Annotated in this window: 14 protein-coding genes; 9 read left to right on the forward strand and 5 right to left on the reverse strand. The window is 47.8% G+C overall.

Annotation, left to right across the window (positions count from 1 at the left end):
• Positions 1–15: 15 nt before the first annotated feature.
• Positions 16–957: an ROK family protein gene (locus BACHE_RS16070; RefSeq protein WP_013548766.1), complete on the reverse strand. Its 942-nt coding sequence runs from the start codon at positions 955–957 to the stop codon at positions 16–18.
• A gap of 122 nt (positions 958–1079) precedes the next feature.
• Complete coding sequence (locus tag BACHE_RS16075; protein WP_041579504.1) at positions 1080–4982, reverse strand: hybrid sensor histidine kinase/response regulator transcription factor; 3903 nt, start codon at positions 4980–4982, stop codon at positions 1080–1082.
• A 302-nt stretch (positions 4983–5284) separates the two neighbouring features.
• Between BACHE_RS16075 and BACHE_RS16080 the strand changes: the two genes are divergently transcribed.
• Positions 5285–8251, forward strand: coding sequence for a PEP/pyruvate-binding domain-containing protein (locus BACHE_RS16080; protein WP_013548768.1), 2967 nt, complete (start codon positions 5285–5287; stop codon positions 8249–8251).
• 17 nt (positions 8252–8268) lie between these two features.
• Here the strand turns inward: BACHE_RS16080 and BACHE_RS16085 are convergent, their stop codons facing one another.
• Positions 8269–9117, reverse strand: coding sequence for a helix-turn-helix domain-containing protein (locus BACHE_RS16085; protein ID WP_013548769.1), 849 nt, complete (start codon positions 9115–9117; stop codon positions 8269–8271).
• A 293-nt stretch (positions 9118–9410) separates the two neighbouring features.
• Here BACHE_RS16085 and BACHE_RS16090 point away from each other — a divergent pair, with 293 nt between their 5' ends.
• The 8 genes from BACHE_RS16090 (at position 9411) to menA (ending at position 19879) form a co-directional block, all read left to right on the forward strand.
• Entirely contained in the window at positions 9411–10169 is a 759-nt protein-coding gene (locus BACHE_RS16090) for a DUF4493 domain-containing protein (protein WP_245530905.1), read from the forward strand.
• 35 nt (positions 10170–10204) lie between these two features.
• Positions 10205–11518 (forward strand): DUF4493 domain-containing protein, encoded by a 1314-nt coding sequence (locus BACHE_RS16095; protein WP_013548771.1) that lies wholly within the window; start codon positions 10205–10207, stop codon positions 11516–11518.
• Between the two features lie 6 nt (positions 11519–11524).
• Positions 11525–13336 (forward strand): DUF4493 domain-containing protein, encoded by a 1812-nt coding sequence (locus tag BACHE_RS16100; protein WP_013548772.1) that lies wholly within the window; start codon positions 11525–11527, stop codon positions 13334–13336.
• A 75-nt stretch (positions 13337–13411) separates the two neighbouring features.
• A complete protein-coding gene (locus BACHE_RS16105; protein ID WP_013548773.1) occupies positions 13412–14263 on the forward strand; it encodes a hypothetical protein in 852 nt (283 codons plus the stop codon).
• Between the two features lie 20 nt (positions 14264–14283).
• Positions 14284–15939, forward strand: coding sequence for a PCMD domain-containing protein (locus tag BACHE_RS16110; protein WP_013548774.1), 1656 nt, complete (start codon positions 14284–14286; stop codon positions 15937–15939).
• A gap of 28 nt (positions 15940–15967) precedes the next feature.
• Positions 15968–18109 carry a DUF4493 domain-containing protein gene (locus BACHE_RS16115; protein ID WP_083808276.1) on the forward strand — a complete coding sequence of 714 codons (2142 nt, stop codon included), beginning with the start codon at positions 15968–15970 and terminating at the stop codon, positions 18107–18109.
• 2 nt (positions 18110–18111) lie between these two features.
• Positions 18112–18798, forward strand: coding sequence for a DUF4493 domain-containing protein (locus BACHE_RS16120; RefSeq protein WP_013548776.1), 687 nt, complete (start codon positions 18112–18114; stop codon positions 18796–18798).
• A gap of 151 nt (positions 18799–18949) precedes the next feature.
• The gene (menA, locus tag BACHE_RS16125) at positions 18950–19879 is read left to right on the forward strand and encodes a 1,4-dihydroxy-2-naphthoate octaprenyltransferase (protein WP_013548777.1); all 930 of its coding nucleotides are present in this window, start codon (positions 18950–18952) and stop codon (positions 19877–19879) included.
• Positions 19880–19890: 11 nt separating this feature from the next.
• Here the strand turns inward: menA and rfbB are convergent, their stop codons facing one another.
• Together rfbB and rfbA are read right to left on the reverse strand one after the other, a co-directional pair.
• Positions 19891–21030: a dTDP-glucose 4,6-dehydratase gene (gene rfbB, locus BACHE_RS16130; protein ID WP_013548778.1), complete on the reverse strand. Its 1140-nt coding sequence runs from the start codon at positions 21028–21030 to the stop codon at positions 19891–19893.
• An 85-nt stretch (positions 21031–21115) separates the two neighbouring features.
• Positions 21116–21988 carry a glucose-1-phosphate thymidylyltransferase RfbA gene (gene rfbA / locus BACHE_RS16135; RefSeq protein ID WP_013548779.1) on the reverse strand — a complete coding sequence of 291 codons (873 nt, stop codon included), beginning with the start codon at positions 21986–21988 and terminating at the stop codon, positions 21116–21118.
• Between the last annotated feature and the right edge of the window lie 301 nt (positions 21989–22289).

A 22289-nucleotide genomic window follows, 5' to 3' on the forward strand; every position in this document is an offset into this window, starting at 1 on the left:
CAGTTCGTTAAGGTTCTACATATTCATGGCTACTGCCCCGGCGCCCAGCAGGCCTATGAAACCGGGATTCAGTTTGGTGATGACCACTCCGTTGGTAACAAAGCGCATGGTGGTGGGGTGCAGCCTCTCCAGAATCTTGCCGTGCATGTACCCGTCGGCTACTACACCGCCGCCCAGCACCACCGTGTCGGGATCTATCACCCGCACCAGATTCATGATAAGGTTGGCAAGCGCTTCCGCCGCATTCTCCACCAGCACGGAGCAGAGGGGATCTCCCTTTTGGGCAAGTGCAAATACCTCGCTGACGCTGACGCGTTCGCCCTTCTCTGCGGGAATGTGCAGGTTCGTCTCATAACGGGAGCACATCAGGCGGGCACAGTTGTCGAAGCCTATGCCTGCGGCAATGGCTTCCACACAGTCCATCCGGCCGCAGCCGCACTTTATGCCTACGTTGACGCCTACACGTACATGGCCTACCTCACCGGCATTGAAGTGACTTCCGCGTATCTGCCTTCCGTTCACCACCGTGCCCACAGCAATCCCCGTGCCCACGTTCATGTAAATAAAATTCTTGGATATTTGTCCGAACCCCCACACGCGTTCGGCACGCGTGGCGCTCTTTACGTCATTGTCTATGTGACAGGGTATGCCGTAGGTATCGGACAGTTCCTTGGCAAGTTCTATCGTCTGCGTGCGGCTGGGGTCTATCTGCAACCAGATGCCCTGTTCGGGATCCACGCGACCTATCAGCCCCACACCCATGCCCAGCGGCTTACGGTCGTACCATCCCACGGTACGGATGTAATCGTCGAGCGACGCTTTGATGATTTCCAGCGCTGCCTGCTGGTTAAAGTAGCCCGAATCGTATTTCTTGTACTTCAAAATATTCCCACGGCTGTCCACCTCGCCGATCAGCAACTTAGTGCCGCCCAAATCAAGAGCCAAATAAGTATCCATTTCCTATGTTTGTTAAATATCGTTTCTGTTTGCAATATTACGCACTATCAAGGAGATGGAGGTTTGTTTACCAACAAAAAAGGTTTGATACCTGTCCGCGGAGGTCACAGAGACCGCTTTCATTAGTTAAGAACCTTGCTGGGACTTATGCCGAACTGTCTCTTGAAACAGGTGCTGAAGTATTTCGGGTCGGAGAATCCCACCATCGTGGACACCTCACCGATGGTATATTTCCGGGTTCCCAAGAACTCCCTCGACTTATTGAGGCGGACAATACGTATAAAATCGTTGGGACCCTGCCCCGTCAACGTCTTCATTTTGTTGAACACGGCAGTGCGGCTCATGCCCAACGCCATGCAGAAGTCATCTATCGTCAACTCCGAATTGCTCATTTCCTCGGTGATAATCGCCATCACCTTCTCCAGAAAGGCCTTGTCCAACTGGCTGGTATATTCCGCCTCGTCCACCACCTTACCCATGGACAGCACCAGTTCGCGCAAATGCTGCCGGTTTTGCAGGATGTTCTTGATTCGCGCCTTCAACACTGCCAGGTCGAAAGGCTTGATGATATAGTCGTTGGCTCCCGCTTCCAGCCCGAAGATGATGTTCTCTCGTTCGCTAAGCGCCGTCAGCAGTATCACAGGGATATGGCTGGTGTCCACCGACGACTTCAGGATGCGGCACAGTTCATCCCCTTCGAGCACAGGCATCACAATGTCCGAAATGATGATGTCCGGATTGATATCTTTCGCCAGCGCCAGCGCCTTGCCACCGTCCGGCACACCTACCACCTCATATTCGGCAGACAGGCTGCCTGTCAGGTATTCCCTCATGTCTTCATCATCTTCCACCAGCAGGAGTACATTCTTGCCCGCAGGCTTGTTCTTCTTCCTTATGTCCTTTTCCATGACGGACGTTTCTGCAGCAGACGTTTCCTCAATATCGTCTTTCGACTCCACCGCCACACTCGACTTTATCCTCTGCGGGAAGCTTACCGTAAACGTACTTCCCTCCCCTTCCACACTGCTGAAGGAGATGCTGCCCGAATGCTGCTTCACAATGCGCCGGGTAATCATCAACCCTACGCCGGAACCGCTTTCCTCGACGTTCGCAGCGTTGCGCGCCCTGTAGAACTCATGGAAGATGTTGCCTTGTTCTTCTTTGGGAATCCCGATGCCCGTATCGCTCACCTCGATGCTCCACTGCTTCTTCGCCGTCTTTGTCCGCACGCTGATCGCTCCGTTTTCCGTATATTTCAGGGCATTGGAAAGCAGGTTGTCTATGATATGATCCATCTTTTCCCTGTCCATCCACACCTCATCCATGCCCGGCTCCACCTCCAATTGCAGTTTCACCCCCTTCTGCAAGGCTATCAGGCGGAACTCCGCTATCTTCTCTTTCAGATAGTCTTCTATGTGATAGCATGACACCTCCAGGCACTTTTCCGCCTGCCGTTCCTTCCTCTGCAAGTCTATCAACTGGGCAATCATGGCCATCAGCTTCTCCACATTCCTCACCGCCACTCCAAGCGTCCGCCGGCTTTCCTCCGGCAATCCCTCTTGTGCCTCAAGCTCATTCAAGGGAGCTTTTATCAAAGTGACCGGAGTGCGTATGTCATGCGCTATGCTGACAAAAGAGCGTATTTTGTCCTTTATCCGGTCTTCATTGAGCTTATGCCTCCAGTTCTGCACCAGCATGTAGGCAAAAACCGATGCAACGGCAAGATAGAGCAGGATTGCCCACCACGAAAACCAGTAGGGACGCGAAATAACGACTTCCAGCACACGTTCCCCTATCTGTCTCCCCGTATATTTATCGAAAGCCCGCAGACGGAACAAGTACTTGCCGGGAGACAAGTTCATATAGTTCACGCTCCGTACGGAGTTGGAACGCTCCCACTCCTTGTTGTAACCATCCAGCATATACTCATACCGGATGCGGTGCGGAGAGGTGAAATCAATGGCTGAAAAAGATATGGAGAACGAGTTCTGATCGTACTTCAGAATTATGCGCCGTGTATCGTTGATGTTCGTTGTCAGTAACGACCCCTTCATGCCCGCTTTCACCGACTCATAAAGCAACTTGAAGTCCGTGAATATCAGTTCCGCCGATCCATGCGATTCAAGATCCAGAGAGGGAGAGAAAACAACCACTCCCTCCGCCGTGCCCCAAGCAAGATGTCCGTCCGACAGGCGGAATGCTGCATTCGGATTGTAATATCCCCAGGAAACGTCCAGGAAATCATTGGCATTGACGATGATACCCCTCGACAAGTCGAGGCAATAGAGTTCTTTCTCGGTATTGAACCAGATGCTTCCTCCGTTGTCTTCAAGCAGGCTATTGACGGAATTGGACGCCAGCCCGTCGGCGGTGGTATAGACGCGTGAAGTCTGCTTGTCGGGGTTAAAGCATATAAGCCCTTCGCCATCCGTAGCCATCCATATATCTCCGGCCGAAGACTGCGTCAGGCAACGAATGGGATAATGCAGGGTAAAATTGCCGAACTGCCGCTGCCACCGAGCTTTCCCCGTAGCCTTGTCAAAGACCGCCAGCCCGTCGCATCCCGCCAGCAGCAGCGTGCCATCCTTTCCCGGCTTTATGTCACCCACACAGTGAATGGGATAATACGTATAGCTATCCGCACGCATGTTGTAACGGGTAAATTCACCTTCGATGCCTCCCAGCCAAAGGCAGTCGCCCTCCGCATGGATAGCATATATATAGTCTGTAGCCACTCCCTTATCCCGGTGCGCGTTCCGCTTCTCCAACTTCCTGACCCACCCCGTCTTCTTCGAAATGCAATAGACACCTATTCCATAGCCTCCTACCCACATATTCCCTCCGGAATCTTCGGCAAGCGCCAATACTACCGAACCTCCGCTGCCTGTTCCGCCCAGAAAGTGAGTCCATTTACGGGAAGCGGGCCGGTAAAGGCTGACACCCTCATTTGTGCCATACCATAAATCACCTTCGGAATCCTGCAACAGTACATTCACATGGTCTGATTTCAAGGAATTGGCATTGTTCTTCTCATGTCTGATTCTACGTACATCAGGCATAGCAGGGTCCAGATAGCTGATGCCGTTCGTAGTAGTGCTGATCCAGACTCCCCCTTGTCCATCCACACAAATATCAGAAACCGTATTGCCGTTCAGTCCCCTATCGTCGTCCTCATCGGTCATATAATGCTTCAGGAGCTGCCCGGTTGCCGCATCTATGCGGAGCATCCCCGCCCCGTCCGCCGCTATCAGCAGCGAATTGTCGGGAGTCTTCTCGAAAGTGCGGATAGGAACGTGAGGAACGAAGTCTCCTAACGAACGCACCTCTCCTGCCGTGCGGTCCAGTACAAAAGCGCCATCCGCAAAAGTGCCGATGAACAATTTGTTTTCCCAACTGTACAGGCACTCCACATTCATCTCTCCCGGAAGGGCAACCTTCTTTACGTGAAACGACTGTTTGCCGACAACCTTCGTCAGTTGCCAAACTCCTTTACCCGTACCGGCAAAGAACAGCCCCTCATTCACCTGCACCATGCAGTTCACCAGTTTGCCTTGTAAAGCGGCCGGAATCAGCCCCACGCCTTCTTCCCATGAGTAAACGCCGTTGGAAAGGCACAGCCAGAGCCGGTTGTCCTTGTCAAACAAGATATTATATAAAATGGGTAGTGACTGTAACTGCGTCAGATCCACACGCAAACGGAAAGCATCCGTCTGCCTATCATACGAATATACCATTCCGTTCTTCAGGGCTACCCATACATTGCCCGTCCTGTCAAGGGTCATGATGGTGGCGGACAATATGTAATTCTTGAAATCAACCGTCTCACCCAACCGGTAATGCTTGATCTCGTTTCCGTCATACCTGTCCATCCCGGCACGGGTATAAGCCCATATATAGCCTGCGGAATCCTTGTTTATCTGGAACACCTGCCTGCTGGCCAGCCCTTCTTTTATACTCAGTGAACGGAAAGAACCCGCGAAAACCGTCGGACAAAGAAGGAACAAAACCAGCCCTGTCAAAATCATGCCAAAGCCGTATCTTCTCCTTACATTCTCCGTGTTTTCTCCGTGTCTATAGAGAGGGAAGACACAGGGAGCAGGTAAGGAGAAGGTAAGGAGCAGGTAGGAGGCTGGCAAGTGCTTCGTAAATGTATGGATATTGAGAAAATATTTTGTCATAAGGAAAGTTATCTGCTCGGTTAGTATATCATATAATATTTTGTGAATGCAATATTAGTGGCAAATTTATAAAAAGTAGTCGAAAAACTATCCGAATGGGTTTGATTTCTATTACTTTTGTCCTCCGAATCAATAAACGACGGGAAACAATGCTCAGTAAGTTTAAATTAAACCAGCTCTACTTCAAGGATACACAGTTTGCCAACCTGATGACGAGACGCATTTTCAATGTGCTCCTGATAGCCAATCCTTACGATGCCTTCATGCTGGAAGATGACGGCCGGATCGACGAAAAAATATTCAATGAATATACTTCGCTATCCCTTCGCTATCCGCCACGCTTCACGCAGGTATCCACTTGCGAAGAAGCTCTGACACAACTGTCCAACATATCTTTCGACCTCATCATCTGCATGCCGGGCACGGGAGACAACGAGGGATTCGACGTGGCGCGAAGCATCAAGAGCCAATACGAGCAGATTCCGATGGTGATACTGACCCCTTTCAGCCACGGCATCACCAAGCGCATCGCCAACGAAGACCTGAGTTCCTTTGAATATATCTTCTGCTGGCTGGGAAACACTGACCTGCTGATGTCCATCATCAAGCTGATAGAAGACAAGATGAATCTGGAACACGACGTCAACGAGGTGGGTGTGCAGCTCATCCTGCTGGTGGAAGACGGCATCCGCTTCTACTCTTCAATCCTGCCCAACCTCTACAAGTTCGTACTGAAGCAGAGCCAGGAGTTTTCCACCGAAGCCTTAAACGCCCATCAGCGCACGCTGCGCATGCGGGGACGTCCTAAAATTGTGCTGGCACGTACCTATGAGGAAGCCATCAACCTTTACGAAAAGTACGGGAACAATATATTGGGAGTCATCACCGACGTACGCTTTCCACGGGTGGAGCGCGGCGAGAAGGACGGGCTGGCAGGCATCAAGCTCTGTGCCGCCATCCGCAAGGAAGATCCGTTCGTGCCACTCATCATCCAGTCCAGCGAATCGGAAAACGTGTCGTATGCCTCCAAATATGAAGCCGCTTTCATCGACAAGAATTCCAAGAAGATGGATGTGGACCTGCGGCGCACCATCATGGAGAACTTCGGCTTCGGTGACTTCATTTTCCGCAACCCCGACACGCTGGAAGAGATTGCCCGCGTAAAGAATCTGAAAGAGTTGCAGAATATCCTGTTCGCCATCCCGGCGGAATCTTTCCTTTATCACATCAGCCATAATCACATCAGCCGCTGGCTGTACTCGCGTGCCATGTTTCCGGTGGCGGAGTTCCTGAAACCCATTACATGGAACAGCCTGCAGGACGTGGATGCGCACCGCAAAATCATCTTTGAGGCCATCGTGAAATACCGCAAGATGAAGAACCAGGGAGTGGTGGCGGTGTTCAAGCGCGACCGCTTTGACCGTTACTCCAATTTTGCGCGCATCGGCGACGGTTCGTTAGGGGGTAAAGGGCGTGGACTGGCATTTATAGATAATATGGTGAAGCACCATCCCGAATTCGAGGAATTTGAGAATGCCCGCATTGCCATTCCCAAGACCGTGGTGCTTTGTACGGATGTGTTCGATGAGTTCATGGATACCAACAACCTGTATCAGATAGCCTTGTCCGATGCAGACGATGATGTTATCCTGCGCTATTTCCTTAAGGCCAAGTTGCCGGACAATCTCGTAGAAGACTTCTTCACTTTTTTCGATGTGGTGAAGTCACCTATCGCCATCCGTTCATCTTCGCTGCTCGAAGACTCCCACTACCAACCGTTTGCCGGGATTTATAACACGTACATGATTCCATATCTGGATGACAAATACGAAATGCTGCGTATGCTCGGTGATGCCATCAAGGGGGTATATGCCTCCGTTTACTTCCGCGACTCGAAAGCGTATATGCAAGCCACCAGCAACGTCATCGACCAGGAAAAGATGGCTGTCATCTTGCAAGAGGTGGCAGGCAATTACTACGGAGACCGTTACTACCCCAGCATGTCGGGGGTGGCACGCTCGCTCAATTACTATCCTCTCGGCGACGAAATGGCGGAAGAAGGCATTGTCAATCTGGCCCTCGGATTGGGCAAATACATCGTGGACGGTGGCATGACTTTGAGATTCTCGCCTTACCACCCTAACAAAGTGCTGCAAACAAGCGAAATGGAGATCGCCCTGAAAGAAACCCAAACCCGCTTCTACGCCCTTGACCTGCGTAATGCGGGACAGGACTTCTCCATAGACGATGGCTTTAACCTGCTGAAGCTTCATGTGAAGGAAGCAGAAAAGGATGGCTCACTGAACTATATCGCCTCCACCTACGACCCTTACGATCAGGTGATACGTGACGGGCTTTATCCCGGCGGACGCAAGGTGATTACTTTCGCCAACATCCTGCAACATGATGTATTTCCCTTGCCACGCATTCTGCAATTGGTATTGAAGTACGGACAACAGGAAATGCGCCGTCCGGTAGAGATAGAATTCGCAGCTACCATGAGCCGGGAGAAAGATAAGACAGGAACCTTCTACCTGTTGCAAATCCGCCCGATTGTGGACAGCAAGGAGATGCTGGACGAAGACCTTACTTCCATTCCTGAGGAGAAGATATTGCTCCGTTCCGACAATTCCCTTGGGCACGGCATCATGAACGACATCCGTGACATTGTTTATGTAAAGACCGATGATTACAGCGCCTCGCACAATCAGGAAATTGCCTGGGAAATAGAGAAACTGAACCGGCAATTCCTGGACGAAGGAAAGAACTATGTCCTTGTGGGGCCGGGCCGCTGGGGAAGCAGCGACACATGGCTGGGCATCCCCGTGAAATGGCCTCATATCAGTGCCGCCCGCGTGATAGTGGAAGCCGGATTGACAAACTATCGCGTCGATCCAAGCCAGGGGACACATTTCTTCCAGAACCTGACCTCTTTCGGCGTGGGCTATTTCACCATCAATGCCTTTATGAATGACGGAGTATATAATCAGGAATTCCTCAATGCGCAGCCTGCCCTTCACGAAAGCAAATATCTGCGCCACATCCGTTTCGGGCATCCGATAATGGTAAAGATGGACGGGAAAAAGAAACAGGGAGTGGTGCTGATGCCGGAATAACCGGCATCAGCACATTATCACGATCTGCCGTTGCGGTATTCCAGCGGGCTCATACCCACATATCGCTTGAAATATTTTCCAAAAAAGGAAATGTCGGCGAAGTTCAGAGAGTCCGAAATGGCCTGAACGGAGACACCGGTCAGCTTTAATTGTGACTTGGCATCCATAATGACCATGGAAGCTATGATCTCCATACAGGTTTTTCCCGTAATCTGCTTTACAACGGAGCACAGATAGGCATGTGTGATACCCAATTGCACGGCATACCATCCCACATTTCTCGACCGGGAATAATGCTGCACCACCAGTTGGGCAAACTTCCGGCACAATTGCTCATTCTTCGACACGGGCATCTTCTCCGCATTCTTGTCCTTATAAAGCAACCTCACGCCGGTGTGAATGGTAGCATAGAGATTCGGTGTCAGTTCTTTCCTCAAGTCTTCATTGAAGGTATTGAACACTTTTATCAGGAAAGAAAAGTAATCCTCCATCAGTGAAGCCCCTTGAAGCTTCAGCGAAATGACGGGTTGCCCGAAAGCTAAATAAACGGCTTCGAGCAGATGCTTGGCCTGCTCCGGGCTTCCGAGAAAACGTTCTGCGAAGCCCAAGAAATAAACTTTCAGTTCACCGTCTATACGATGTATCTGCAAGATGTTTCCCGGAGTCAGCAGTACGATATCCTGCGGATGCACAACTATGCGGTTCAGATTGACGGACGCTTCTATCTCTCCACCCATACAGAGTATCAGAACCTCACACTTCAGGCGCACAGGATAATCTTTATACAGGCTGAGCAATTCTTTCTTTATATCCGTTCCTGCCACCCAGTCTTCGGGCATGTCTATCTTGGGTATATCTTTTTCCATACAATTCCCGTTTTTGCATTATGTGCATACAAAATTAGTGAATTTGAAGAATTGACAAAATACAGAGATATGAATTTCCCATATAGTACAATAATTGCGATATTTAGACATATTCAAAACTTCCACTCTTTAAAAATCGGACAAAAATAGGAAAAACAAACCTTGTGAGTTCCTAAACAAATCAGTTACTTTGCAGCCGCTAAACTAAAGATTACGGACTACCCGAAAGTCCGGACAGGGTATTAATAAGGTATTAATTGTGTAAGTATATGACAAATGCAAAGATGTTACTTATGAGTTGTCTCATAGGTATGGGATTTATGGCAACTTCATGCTCCTCCAGCGAAAACGAACCTCAGTCAACGGGCGAAACAGGCAACATCAGCCTGAGCCTTACCGCAAGTACGGGATTCAGTGCCAATACACGCAGCGTGAATGAAGCCGACTATAAAAATGTGAATCAGTACACTATTCAAATTCTGAACAGTGCAGGAGTAGAAAAGGTGAATTATCTTTATGATGACCTTCCCTCCAAAATCAAGCTCGAAAACGGCTCTTACACATTGAAAGCTTTCTATGGCGAAGACAAGGATGCTTCCCGAAACGGATTTTACGTGGAGGGAAGCAGCACCTTCACCGTTCAGGGTGCAGACCAGACCCTCAATGTGGACTGCGCTCCGGTCTGCGGAAAGGTAGCCGTCAATTTCGATGAAAGTATGGACAAGTATTTCAGTGACTATTCCGTGGTATATGAGACGTCGGCCCTTACTGCCGCCAATACTACTGCGACATGGGTAAAGGCTGATACAGAACCGTGGTATTTGAAACTGAACAAAGACGGAGAAACAGTGAAAGCCACCATTCACGTAACCCGCACATCAGACGGCAAATCCATTACGACAGAAAAGACCTACAATCTGGAGCGCAACAAGTCTTGGACACTGAACATCGCCCCCAAGGACGACAATGGCAGCATGACCATCACCATCAGCATAGACGAATCGACAGAAGACCATGAAATAGACATCGTGGTTCCGTCTGACTGGATTTAAGCTATCTTCATAAAAAAATCAAAAAGTAAACGATAATGAAACGATTCGATATAATAACATTAAGCGTATTGGCAATCATCGCTCTGGCTTCGTGCGAACTGAGAGACGAACTGAAAGGGAACCTTACAAGCAAGACGGATACAGGCGCTTTGGAATTGAGCGTTGCCGTGAAGCAGCCCGCCGCACAGACACGCGCAGACATAAACACCGGTGACTTCCCGGTAGTGATAGAAGGAAAAAGCACAGATGTGGCTGACGTCAAAAAAGAATATGCCACCGTTGCTGAAATGCCGGCAAGTGTATCATTGGCTGTGGGCACTTATACAGTAACATCGCACACGCCGGGCACTCTCGAAAAAAAGATGGACAGACCTTACTACGGCGGAAGTACGGAAATGACAATAACGAAAGGGATCACCACAACGACCAACGTCACTTGCAAAATGAAAAACAGCCGGCTTCAGATGAATTACGGTGACGATTTCAAAAGCAACTTCCAGGCTTGGACCATCACGATAGACGACGGAACAAATACGGTGTTGTCCTACGACCATACAAACACCACCCCGGAGGCAATCTACTGGGCGTTTGATGAAAATGCAGTAACAGCCATCACTATCAACATCAAAGCCAAAACCACTACCGGAAATACAGTAAGCGAGAGCCGCACATTCAAAAAAAGCGATGCAGCACAAAAATATGATGATGTGACCGACTTCTTTAACGGCGGCGATGCACTGGACATCAATATGGGAGCAGTGGAATCTTCTACAGGAAATGTGACGGGAATTACCATCACAACGAATATTACTTTTGAGAACCACGGAGAAACGGTGGAAATTCCGGTGGATGACGAAACCGGCACTACCGAACCGACAGAGCCTACTGACCCAACTGACCCAACCGATCCGGACACAAATGCACCGACACTGAAACTGCCGACAAATGCAACCTATTCTGTGGACGGCACAGGAATGCCCGCAAGTGCAGACGCGCTGATTACAGCGACTGACGGATTAAAGAGTATCGTTGTAAAAATCACGGCAGGTAACGATGCTTTCGATGCGATATTAACCGATCTCAAGATGGATGGTCAAAGTTTCATAACAGGGGTTGACCTTATTGACAACGCTGATTTTGACAAATTGGTAAAAAGCGTAATAGGTGAAGCCGCATCGGCTCCACATGATGGAGATACGGAATATACTTTCCAAATCGGTGTCTTCTTTACCTTTTTGAACATAACAGGAGCGACCGATTCCGGCAAATCACACCAATTTGACATTACCGTAACAGACAAAAACGGAAAAACGGTAACAGGAACCTATCAAGTTACCATCACGGAATAAAAGGAAATGAAGAAGATGAAAAATATATATTCTATATTCACCATACTGTTTTTCACGGTATGCATATTCTCTTGCCAAGAAGAGGACAGCATAAATGAAGCCGGCTATCTTCGTCTGGCAATAGAGACGAACTCCTACGTCAATGCACAGACAAAAGTTGCAGATGATTATAATCCCAAACAAATCGCCATACAAATACTCAATGCAAACAATGAGGTTGTGAAAGAAGAAGATGATTGGGAAATGCTTAAAAACAAGCAGATAAGGTTGACACCGGGCACATATACCATCAAAGCCTCCTCCAATGGCTTTGATGGTTCGGAATCGGGTTTCGATATACCTTATTATGCAGGCAGCACACAAGTCACCGTTGTAAAAGGTAAAGAAGTGACCGCAGATATTACTTGTACATTGGCCAATGTCAAAGTTACGGTAAACTTCGACCGGACATTTATGGATGCTTTCAATTCTGCAGAAGCAACGGTCGCTTCCAAACTGAATGGAGTAGCAACATTGAACTTCAAAATGGGAACTGCCACGAAATCAGCCTATTTCCCTGTTGGGAATCTGACTTCTACCATTTCTGTAGTAAACCATGCCGGAAAGTCTTTCTCGCAGACCGACAAAATCAACGGCGTAAAAGCCCGCGACCATTATATATTGAACTATAAAGTGGCCGAAAGCGGTTCTGCCGGAGGCGTAAACGTCACGGTAGATGATACGCAAACCATTTATACATTTACATTCAATGTCTCTACGGAAGCTACCACAAGTCTGGACGTGAAGACCGCCAACGCGTGGAGCAGCTTCGCCTATCTGGAAGGCTCGATAGGTTCTTCCGTTGAAGAGCTTGACGCCACTTGCATGACTTTTGAATACAAATTGGCATCCGCGGATACATGGACTTCCATCACCGCAGCAAAAGACGGAGAAGCTTTTAAAGCTACATTGACCGGATTAACACCCAATACGGCTTACGTCTATCGGATGGTTTACAAGAAAGGCAGCAATGAATATGCAAGTGAGGCATCCAATTTTACTACAGAGAGCCAGACAGCATTGGTAAACGGAAACTTGGACGATTGGTACAAGTCCGGAAAGACCTGGTATGCAGCATCCGAAGCCTACTTCACCGCCAACGGCTCTTTCTGGGACTCAAGTAATCCGGGTACAACTACGGAGGCAGGGGCAATAATCAATGTCAACCCAACGCAAGGAAACAGTTCCACCGTACATACCGCGGGAGGAAAATCGGCAGAATTGAAATCGCAATACGCTGGTTTCCTTACTCTGGGACAGTTTGCTGCGGCAAGTTTATACACCGGAAGTTTCAGCGGATTGGTAGGTACAGACGGCGCAAAGATTGACTTTGGCCAACCTTTCACGGCTCGTCCTACGCAACTGCACGGTTGGTTCCAATACTCCACGGCAGCGATGAACTACGTGGGAAACAACACGCCTGCAAGCCTCGGCATCGTGAAGGGCGAGACGCCGGACGTATGCTCCATCTATATCGCCTTGACCACAAGAACCTACCAGGTGGACAATACTAAGACCGAAACTTTCATTGACTTTGACAATGACGAAGGTATCGTGGCTTACGGTGAACTTCCCCTGTCCGAGAGTGTCCCCACCAACGGTGCATGGAAAGAATTCAATATCGACCTGAAATACCGCAACCTGACTACCAAGCCCACGCATATCATTATAGTATGCTCGGCCAGCAAGTATGGCGACTATTTCACCGGCAGTGATAGCAGTTTGATGTACGTTGACGATTTAGAGTTGATTTATGGCAACACTCCTTCCGTCAAATAATACATCAGCCCAATTATAACCCTTAACCGTGAGGAGGCTTACAACCTCCTCACGGTTACAGTCGTTTTTTTATATATGAAAATCAAACAAGTATTATCCATACTGCTGCTATCGGCAGGAATTGCCTCGGCAGACGCAAGTACATTGCCGAGTGCAGGTGAAAACAATTCGCCGAAAGACAGCATCATCCTGGCAGATTCCGTAGGAAAGACTTACAGCACTGCCCCCGACGTAAAGAAGAAAAAGTTTGTACGCCCACAGCGTATCGACCGGGAAATCATGAAAACCGTATTCATTCCCAAGGGACAATGGATGGCAGGAGGAACAGTATCTTATTCGGAACACGACGAGGATAATCTGAATTTCTTAGTGCTGAAAAACGTGCAAGGTTTGGGCTATACATTCAATGTCAGTCCATACGTGGGGTATTTCTTCAAGGATAACGTATCCGCCGGCATGCGCTTCGGCTATAACCGCACCTACCTTGACCTCGACAATTTTGAATTGAATTTGGGAGAGGATTTCAACATCAACCTGAAAAATCTCTATTGGCTGGAACACCAATATGATGTTTCAGGATTTCTGCGCACCTACATGCCCATCGGGAAAAGCAAGATATTCGGACTGTTCAATGAAGTGCGACTGACATACGGATACTCCACCGGAAAGAATTCCACCGGTTCGGGCACAGAGTATGACGGAACCTTTGAACGGACGCACAGCCTGCAGATAGGTATCGCACCGGGAATGGCGGCATTCATCACCGACTACTCGGCAGTGGAAGTATCGGTGGGCGTAATGGGCTACAACTTCAAATGGCAAAAGCAAGTAACCAACCAGATAGAAACCGGTAAGCGGAGAACATCTTCCGGCAACTTCAAGATAAACCTGTTCTCCATAAACATCGGAATGACATTCTATTTATAAAACCGTAAACCGCAACTGAAATGAATATAAAGAATTTTGCATACCATTTGTTTTGTCTGCTGTCTGTTGCCGCCTGCGCCATAGAAAACGATATTCCCTACCCCATTGTGGATGGAAGCATACAGGCTATGGAAGTGGAAGGACAATGCGACGCTGAAGGAAACAGCAGCACGCAAAGCACCATCAACAAAACCAACCGTACCGTTATTCTTTATGTGGATGATACCGTGGACTTGAAAAAACTGCGCATCACAAAACTCACCGTAAACAACAACGCGGCACTCGTACTTGATTCTGCCGTATGCAACAACCATTCCAAATTCCCCGGCATGGGATTCGAGTCTCTGGACAACCTTCCCATATCTTCGGACACTCGCGTGAATTTCTCCGATGCCGTGATTTTCACACTACGAACCTATCAAGACTATCTGTGGAAAGTGACCGTAAAACAGATTCTCAACCGAAACATCGTTCTCGAAAATCAAATAGGAAAAGCCGTGATAGACGACATCAACCGGAACATCGTGATATATGTGGCAAAAAGCCAACCTTTGGACAAAATAAAAGTAACCGGATTCAACCTTGGCGGAGCACACGGCAGTGTTACTCCCGACCCCACTGCATCGGCAACCTTCGATTTTTCCGAACCTTGCACTTTCTACGTATCACATGCTTGGGAAGAAACCAGCCATAAATGGACGGTCTATGTCTATCAGACGGAAGACGGTGCATCCGCCTCAGCCGAAGTATTTCCGAGGACTACCAATGCCACACTGTCCGGCAACATACAGAGTGGGAAGACGCCTGTGATAGAATACAAGAAGGCAAGTGACAACACCTGGAATACATTGGCATCATCTGCCGTAAACGTCAATGGAACAAGCTATACGGCATCGCTGAGCAACTTGTCTCCCGGCACTGCCTACCAATATCGCGTGAGCGTGGACGGAACAGCCGGCAGCGCACAGTCGTTCAACACTGCCCCCGCCACGGCACTGACCGACGGTGACTTTGACAACTGGTATCAGGACGGCAAACTATGGAATCCGTGGAGTTCGGGCGGCACTTCTTTCTGGGACACGGGAAATCGTGGAGCCATCACCATCAGCGACAGCAACTCCGTACCCACAGACGAGACCTGCACCGGAACAGGACAAGCGGCTCTGCTGGAATCCAAATATCTGGTACTGAAGTTTGCCGCAGGGAATATCTTCACCGGCAGTTATCTGAAAACGGTGGGAACCAACGGCGTATTGAGTTTCGGCAGGCCTTTCACTTCCTTTCCGTCGAAGCTACGCATCCACTATAAATACACCTCCGTCACCATAGACAAGGCGGGAGACGATGATTATGCCTACCTGAAAGGGCGACCGGACTCTTGCCACATCTATATCGCACTTACGGATTGGAATGAACCGAGAGAAATCCGCACTCGCCCCAGCGAACGGCAATTGTTTGAAAAGAGTGATCCTAACATAATAGCATACGCCGAACTGATAAAGGGAGAAACCGTATCTTCTTATCAAGAGGTGGAACTTCCTCTGGAATACCGCTACACCAACCGTACTCCCAAATACATAGTAGTGGTGGCCAGTGCCAGCAAGTACGGCGACTTCTTCACCGGAGGTGTAGGGAGCAAGTTGTGGATAGACAATTTTGAATTGATTTACGATTAAAGTTTAAGTTTAGTGCATCCATATCAGTATGAAACGAATTATAAGACTTTTTTCTATATTGCCATTGAGCCTTTTCTTCATGGCTTGCCACAATGACGAAGAACCGGCTACGGAAAGCAAAGGATTCCTTATATCACTGGAAGATGAAGTGGTGGACATTGCTTCACGATCCACACCCGCCGAGATTGGGAAACCCGTTGCCGACAACTTCAGACTGAAGATAACAAGCCACAAGACGGGCGGAGACATCTATAATGCTGCTTATACCAGCAAAGTGATTCCTGCCTCTGCCGGCACTTACAGTTTGACCGCATCGTGTGGCGAAAATGCCGTATTGGCATGGGACAGCCCTTACTATGAGGGAATTGCAGAGGCGGAGATAACAACCAACAAAACCACTTCCGTCACCATTCCCTGCAAAGTGGCCAACAGCCTGCTTTCCATAACGTTCACCAATCCGGAAAGATTCGCTTCACAGTACAGTGCGTATGGAGTAAGAGTAAAGATAGGAGAATTCTCTCTCAACATAGAGAAGGAAAATATACAGAAAAGCGCCTATTTCCGGGCAGGTTCCGTCGTAGAACTGATATTCTACGGTACGCTGATTGACAACGGGCAGCAAGTTTCCATGCCCATCACCAACGGGAAGTTGCCTGCCACCTACGAGGCAGGCACGCACACCAAGCTGTCACTCACTGCGGCAACGCCCGTGGCCGGAACAATTCTCACGATAGACAAGGTGGAAGTGGAAAAAGTTACCATAGCAGCAACCATACCCATGGAGTGGCTTCCGAAACCGAAGGTATCCGGCTTTAACGGAAAGAGAACGCTTGAATATACCGAGACGGCAGATGCTCCGGCAGATGCAATCATCAGCTACAACGCCTATTCGCCGATACAGGACATAGAGTTTGCGTTTGACTTCAAGGACACACAATATACAAGTTACAACAAGACTTACACGCTCTCTGCCCTGACGGACGAGGAGCGCACAGCACTGAATGGCATAGGCATTGCACTGCCCACGCTCGACGGCAGTTCCACCGAAGGAACCATTGACCTGAAAGCACTGACAGAGAACTTGCAGACAAATGCAGGGACGGAAGTGGTGAACACATTCAAGCTCCGGGTGAAAGCCAACAACCGCTGGAGCAGCGAAGAAGGGGAAAGCTATACGATTGATGTGAAGAAGCCGGAATTCACGGTAAGCGTTTCTCCCGGAAATATTTGGACGAAGGAATTTACAATGAATGCCCTGAAGGAGAATCAAGTGAAAACCGGAAACTTTGACAGGCTAAGTAAAAATATGAGCTATCAATGCAGCACTGACGGCGTAAATTGGATGACATTAAACAGCGATTTGCGCAAAGACGGATTGAAGCCCAATACTTCATACTACATCAGAGGGGTGTATAGACAGGCTATTCCGGGAGAGACAGTCAAACTAAAAACGTATGACGCTTATCAAATACCCAATTCCACATTAGATAACGGATACTCTACAACATATCCCAAAAGCAAGAATCCTCTATATACCTTCAATGAAGGATGGATTGGAACACGGAATCCTTTAACATGCCACACAAGCGGAGTAAACGCATTCTATGTTTCAAAATCAAGCACATTACCTATCAGTGATAACAACAGCACCGTAGCACACATGATGACCATTGGCTGGGGTTCAGGAAACACATGTTCCTTCGGTAATAAATCAGGTAGTGTCATTTACAATATTTCTGCCGGTATCGTATGTGTCGGAGATTACAATGCAGACAATGACAATATCACCGCAAAAGAAGCGTTTATTCGTCCAACCTCGCTTAGCTTTACCTATAAGGCCGCGCCTTATAATAATGACGAATATCTAATCGAGATCTACCTGATAAACAAAACCGAAGATACCGAAAACATTATCGGCTTCGGTTCCATGCAGTCAGGGGCAACCGTCAGTGCTTATACGACAGTACCTATATCCATCGTCTATTATGACGCGATGAAAGAGATGCCCATTTCACACATTAAAATAATATTCAAAGCAGGTACAAAAGAGGATCGCGATCATCTTGAAGACAAATTCAGAGACGCAAGCGTCTGGAATGGATATACAAATGCATATATCGTAGGCAGCCAGTTCTGGTTAGATTCTTTTACTCTCAATTATGACAAATAACAATGAAACAGATACCATCTATATTAGCAATCGCATTCTTTCTGCTCATCTCTTGTCAGCAAGAAGAATCCCCTATTAAATCAGGCAAGGGCATCCTCTCCCTCACCTCCGTTGAAGTGCAGGCAGAAACCGTCAGTCAGATAACTACCCGTGCAGTTGCCCCCGGCCTGATTATCGAAATTATAAAAGAAGACGGAACAACCGCCGCAAAATATGATGAAGGAGCAACTGAAGCAACTGAAAAAATAGTGCTGGACGCAGGCAACTATACTCTGAAAGCCTACTCGCCCAACTATGGAACTATCTGGAGCAATAATGAAAAAGGTGAGCCTATCTACTACAAGGAACAAACATTCACCATCACAGCCGAAAAAACAAGCTACCTCACCCTGCAAGTTCCTATGACGAATATCGGCATCAGGCTTGTGCTGCCCGGCAACTTCAGCGACTATTTCGACAGCCACATCTTTCATGCACAAATAGGCGAACGCAGCGTCAGTCTGCAAAACGGAGAAACGGCTTACTTTCCCTTTCCCGAAAGCAGCGGCATCCACTTGCAATACACCCTTTCCGCCGTCAACAAAGACCACGAAACCATGCAGAAAGAAGCGACATACAACGGAACATTTGTGGCAGGACACCTCTATGAAGTGACTTATTCTCTTGCCACCCGTTCTCTCACATGGTAATTGCATTTCCGGCCAAAGAAAAGACTGTTATCATGTAAGGAAAACGGCCGCTTCAACGCGGGGAAAACGGCTTTCTCAAGAAACTTGTAAAATAAAGGAATTAATATTGCCCTTTTATTTACCTTTGCAAGAGATTCAACAAGAGAAAAACATGGAAACGATAAAGACCGACTCGATTCGTGCATGGATACTTGCTGCCCGCCCCAAAACACTGACGGGTGCTGTCGTCCCCGTATTAATAGGAACTTCCCTCACCCTCGCCGACGGACAGTTCAAAGTTATGGGCGCCTTATTGTGCCTGCTCTTTGCCTGCGGTATGCAAATAGCTGCCAATTTCATCAACGACCTGTACGACTATCTGAAAGGTACAGACCGTGAAGACCGCCTTGGGCCGGAACGCGCCTGTGCACAAGGCTGGATCACACCTGAATCCATGAAACGGGGAATAGGTGTCACAGTCATTCTCGCCTGCCTCACTGGCTGCGGACTTCTGTATGAGAATTGGGGAAAACTGCCCTATGGAGGATGGGAGCTGATACTTTTGGGATTGCTATGCGTGGTTTTTGCTTTCTTATATACAACAGTACTTTCCTATCATGGCTGGGGAGATCTGTCAGTCCTGATATTTTTCGGCTTTGTTCCCGTAGGCGGAACCTATTACGTGCAGGCATATACAATTACGGCAGATGTCATAATAGCTTCCGTCATCAGTGGATTGATAATAGATACCTTATTGGTGGTAAACAATTACCGTGACCGCGAGCAAGATGCAGCAAGCGGCAAGCGCACGCTTATCGTACGTTTTGGCGAACCTTTCGGACGCTACATGTATTTAGGATTGGGGATTGCCGCCACCCTCCTCAGCCTATGGTTTGCAAGAGACTGGAATCCGACTGCGATACTTCTTCCCTTTTTCTACCTCTTCGCTCATGTACGTACCTGGCAACGGATGTGCAGGATATACAGAGGTAAAAAACTAAACAGCATATTAGGCGAGACTTCACGTAATATGCTGCTTATGGGATTACTACTCAGTGCGGTAATTTTGATAGAGTTTCGGACAATCTCAAATCTACCGTAACATTTCTTCCCTTATCTTTTTCCATACATCCGTTCGTAATACTTCTGATAGTCACCACTGGTCACTTCTTCCACCCAGTCCTGATGGTTCAGATACCATTCGATGGTCTTCACAATGCCTGTCTCGAACTTTGTTTCAGGATACCAGCCAAGGGCATTGGTTATCTTCGTAGGATCAATGGCATACCGTTGGTCGTGCCCCAGACGGTCTTTAACGAAAGTAATCAAATCTTCGTTTATCCAGTTGATGTCAATCTGGCCGTCACTACCCTTTTCTTTCTTTTTCAAAACTTCACGATATAGCGGTTCTTCTTCCATCAAACGGCGGATAGTGGAAATCGTAAGTTTCACAATTTCCAGATTGCTCTTTTCATTATGTCCGCCCACATTGTAAACTTCTCCTTCCGCACCTTTGCGTACTACGAGGTCGATAGCCTTACAATGATCCTCCACATACAGCCAGTCACGCACATTACTACCATCACCATAAACCGGCAATTTTTTCCCTTCCAGTATATTCTTAATAATCAAAGGAATCAATTTCTCCGGAAAATGATAAGGGCCATAGTTGTTGGAACAGCGAGTGATGGTCACCGGCATTTTATAGGTATCATGATATGCCATTACTACCATATCGGCACTTGTCTTGGAGGCACTGTACGGGCTGTGAGGGCAAAGCGGTGTATGCTCTGTAAAATATCCTTCCGCACCCAGTGAACCGTAAACCTCGTCGGTAGATACTTGATGGTAACGTACGCCTTTACGCCAAGTGGGATAACCGGATTCATCTTTACCTGTCACCCAAGCACGGCGGGCAGCATCCAGCAAGTTCTGCGTACCCAGAATATTGGTCATCAAGAAAAGTTGCGGATTCTCAATGCTGCGGTCAACGTGACTTTCAGCGGCGAAATTCACTACATAGTCAAATTTATATCTGGAAAAAAGTTCATCTGCAAGTACACGGTCGCAGATATCACCCTTCACAAAGACACAACGTTCGTCATCAATGTCTCCGGCGATAGTACCCAAATTCCCTGCATAGGTCAAAGAATCCAAAATCACCACTTTAATGTCATTATGTTCAGCCAGAATATATTTGATATAATTGGCTCCGATAAATCCGGCAGCGCCGGTCACGAGATAAGTCTTCATATAATTACAAATTACTAATTGCAAATGAGTTCAGTATAATATGATAAAATAGGCCTCCTTCCCCTTTAGAGTAAAGAGAAAGCATTCATCGCCGTGAGTCGGCAAGCTCCATCAGATACTTGCCGTATTCTGTCTTGCCAAGCTGTTCACCAAGACAATATAACCGGTCAATATCTATCCAGCCCTTACGCCAGGCAATCTCTTCTATGCAACTGACACGAAATCCTTGGCGGTTTTGTATAGTGGCAACAAAGTTGCTTGCTTCGAGCAAACTGTCACAGTTGCCTGTATCAAGCCATGCAAAACCACGTCCGAAAAGCTCCACTTTCAATGTTCCTTCTTCCAAATAGAGGCGGTTTAAGTCGGTAATCTCATATTCACCACGGGCAGAAGGCTTCAAAGCGGCAGCCTTGGCTGTAACGGTGGAATCATAGAAGTAAAGTCCCGGAACGGCATAGTTGCTTTTAGGCTTCACAGGTTTTTCTTCAAGGGAAATGGCCTTTCCATCGGCATCAAATTCCACTACCCCATAAGCACGGGGATCTTTTACATAATAACCGAAGATACAAGCCCCTTTCTCGATGGAAGCGGCACGCTTCAGCATGGCTGAAAAGCCTTGCCCATAAAACATATTATCACCTAATATCAGACATCCGGATTCGCCGTTCAGAAATTCCGCACCCAAAACAAATGCCTGCGCAAGCCCGTTGGGGTGTTCTTGTATCTTGTAAGAGAAAGACATTCCAAGTTCTTCACCTGTTCCCAACAATTCACGGAACATAGGCAAATCCCGCGGAGTAGAAATTATAAGGATTTCACGTATTCCCGCAAGCATCAGAGTAGAAAGCGGGTAATAAATCATGGGTTTATCGTAAACAGGCATTATTTGTTTGGAAATAGCCTTGGACAAAGGGTAGAGACGGGTGGCACTGCCACCGGCGAGAATAATTCCTTTCATATTTCAGTTCTTTTGGTTTCTATAAAATCAATAGGAGAATAAAATAAGAAGGAGGACGATGCCCCACGGCTCTTGGTGCTATTCAGCCTACAAAGATAATGTAATCACTGCGGAGCACAAAATATTTTAATTTATTTTTAAGTAAGCAATACCATCAGAAGCCATTTATACCATGAGGCTGATAAATGGAACACATATAAAAATGGCAGTTCCGCAAAATTTTGATTATATGCAAACTTTAAACAGGCGAACAAGCACTTATATAAATATTTGATATAAATAATTAAGGAACGCCTTGTGA

This window comes from Bacteroides helcogenes P 36-108 (assembly GCF_000186225.1).
Classification (GTDB): domain Bacteria; phylum Bacteroidota; class Bacteroidia; order Bacteroidales; family Bacteroidaceae; genus Bacteroides; species Bacteroides helcogenes.

What these genes read in the sequence shown, in the direction of transcription:
- BACHE_RS16070 (WP_013548766.1), bottom strand. Translation starts at nt 957, where the DNA reads ATGGATACTTATTTGGCTCTTGATTTGGGCGGCACTAAGTTGCTGATC.
- BACHE_RS16075 (WP_041579504.1), bottom strand. Translation starts at nt 4,982, where the DNA reads ATGATTTTGACAGGGCTGGTTTTGTTCCTTCTTTGTCCGACGGTTTTC.
- BACHE_RS16080 (WP_013548768.1), top strand. Translation starts at nt 5,285, where the DNA reads ATGCTCAGTAAGTTTAAATTAAACCAGCTCTACTTCAAGGATACACAG.
- BACHE_RS16085 (WP_013548769.1), bottom strand. Translation starts at nt 9,117, where the DNA reads ATGGAAAAAGATATACCCAAGATAGACATGCCCGAAGACTGGGTGGCA.
- BACHE_RS16090 (WP_245530905.1), top strand. Translation starts at nt 9,411, where the DNA reads ATGAGTTGTCTCATAGGTATGGGATTTATGGCAACTTCATGCTCCTCC.
- BACHE_RS16095 (WP_013548771.1), top strand. Translation starts at nt 10,205, where the DNA reads ATGAAACGATTCGATATAATAACATTAAGCGTATTGGCAATCATCGCT.
- BACHE_RS16100 (WP_013548772.1), top strand. Translation starts at nt 11,525, where the DNA reads ATGAAGAAGATGAAAAATATATATTCTATATTCACCATACTGTTTTTC.
- BACHE_RS16105 (WP_013548773.1), top strand. Translation starts at nt 13,412, where the DNA reads ATGAAAATCAAACAAGTATTATCCATACTGCTGCTATCGGCAGGAATT.
- BACHE_RS16110 (WP_013548774.1), top strand. Translation starts at nt 14,284, where the DNA reads ATGAATATAAAGAATTTTGCATACCATTTGTTTTGTCTGCTGTCTGTT.
- BACHE_RS16115 (WP_083808276.1), top strand. Translation starts at nt 15,968, where the DNA reads ATGAAACGAATTATAAGACTTTTTTCTATATTGCCATTGAGCCTTTTC.
- BACHE_RS16120 (WP_013548776.1), top strand. Translation starts at nt 18,112, where the DNA reads ATGAAACAGATACCATCTATATTAGCAATCGCATTCTTTCTGCTCATC.
- menA (WP_013548777.1), top strand. Translation starts at nt 18,950, where the DNA reads ATGGAAACGATAAAGACCGACTCGATTCGTGCATGGATACTTGCTGCC.
- rfbB (WP_013548778.1), bottom strand. Translation starts at nt 21,030, where the DNA reads ATGAAGACTTATCTCGTGACCGGCGCTGCCGGATTTATCGGAGCCAAT.
- rfbA (WP_013548779.1), bottom strand. Translation starts at nt 21,988, where the DNA reads ATGAAAGGAATTATTCTCGCCGGTGGCAGTGCCACCCGTCTCTACCCT.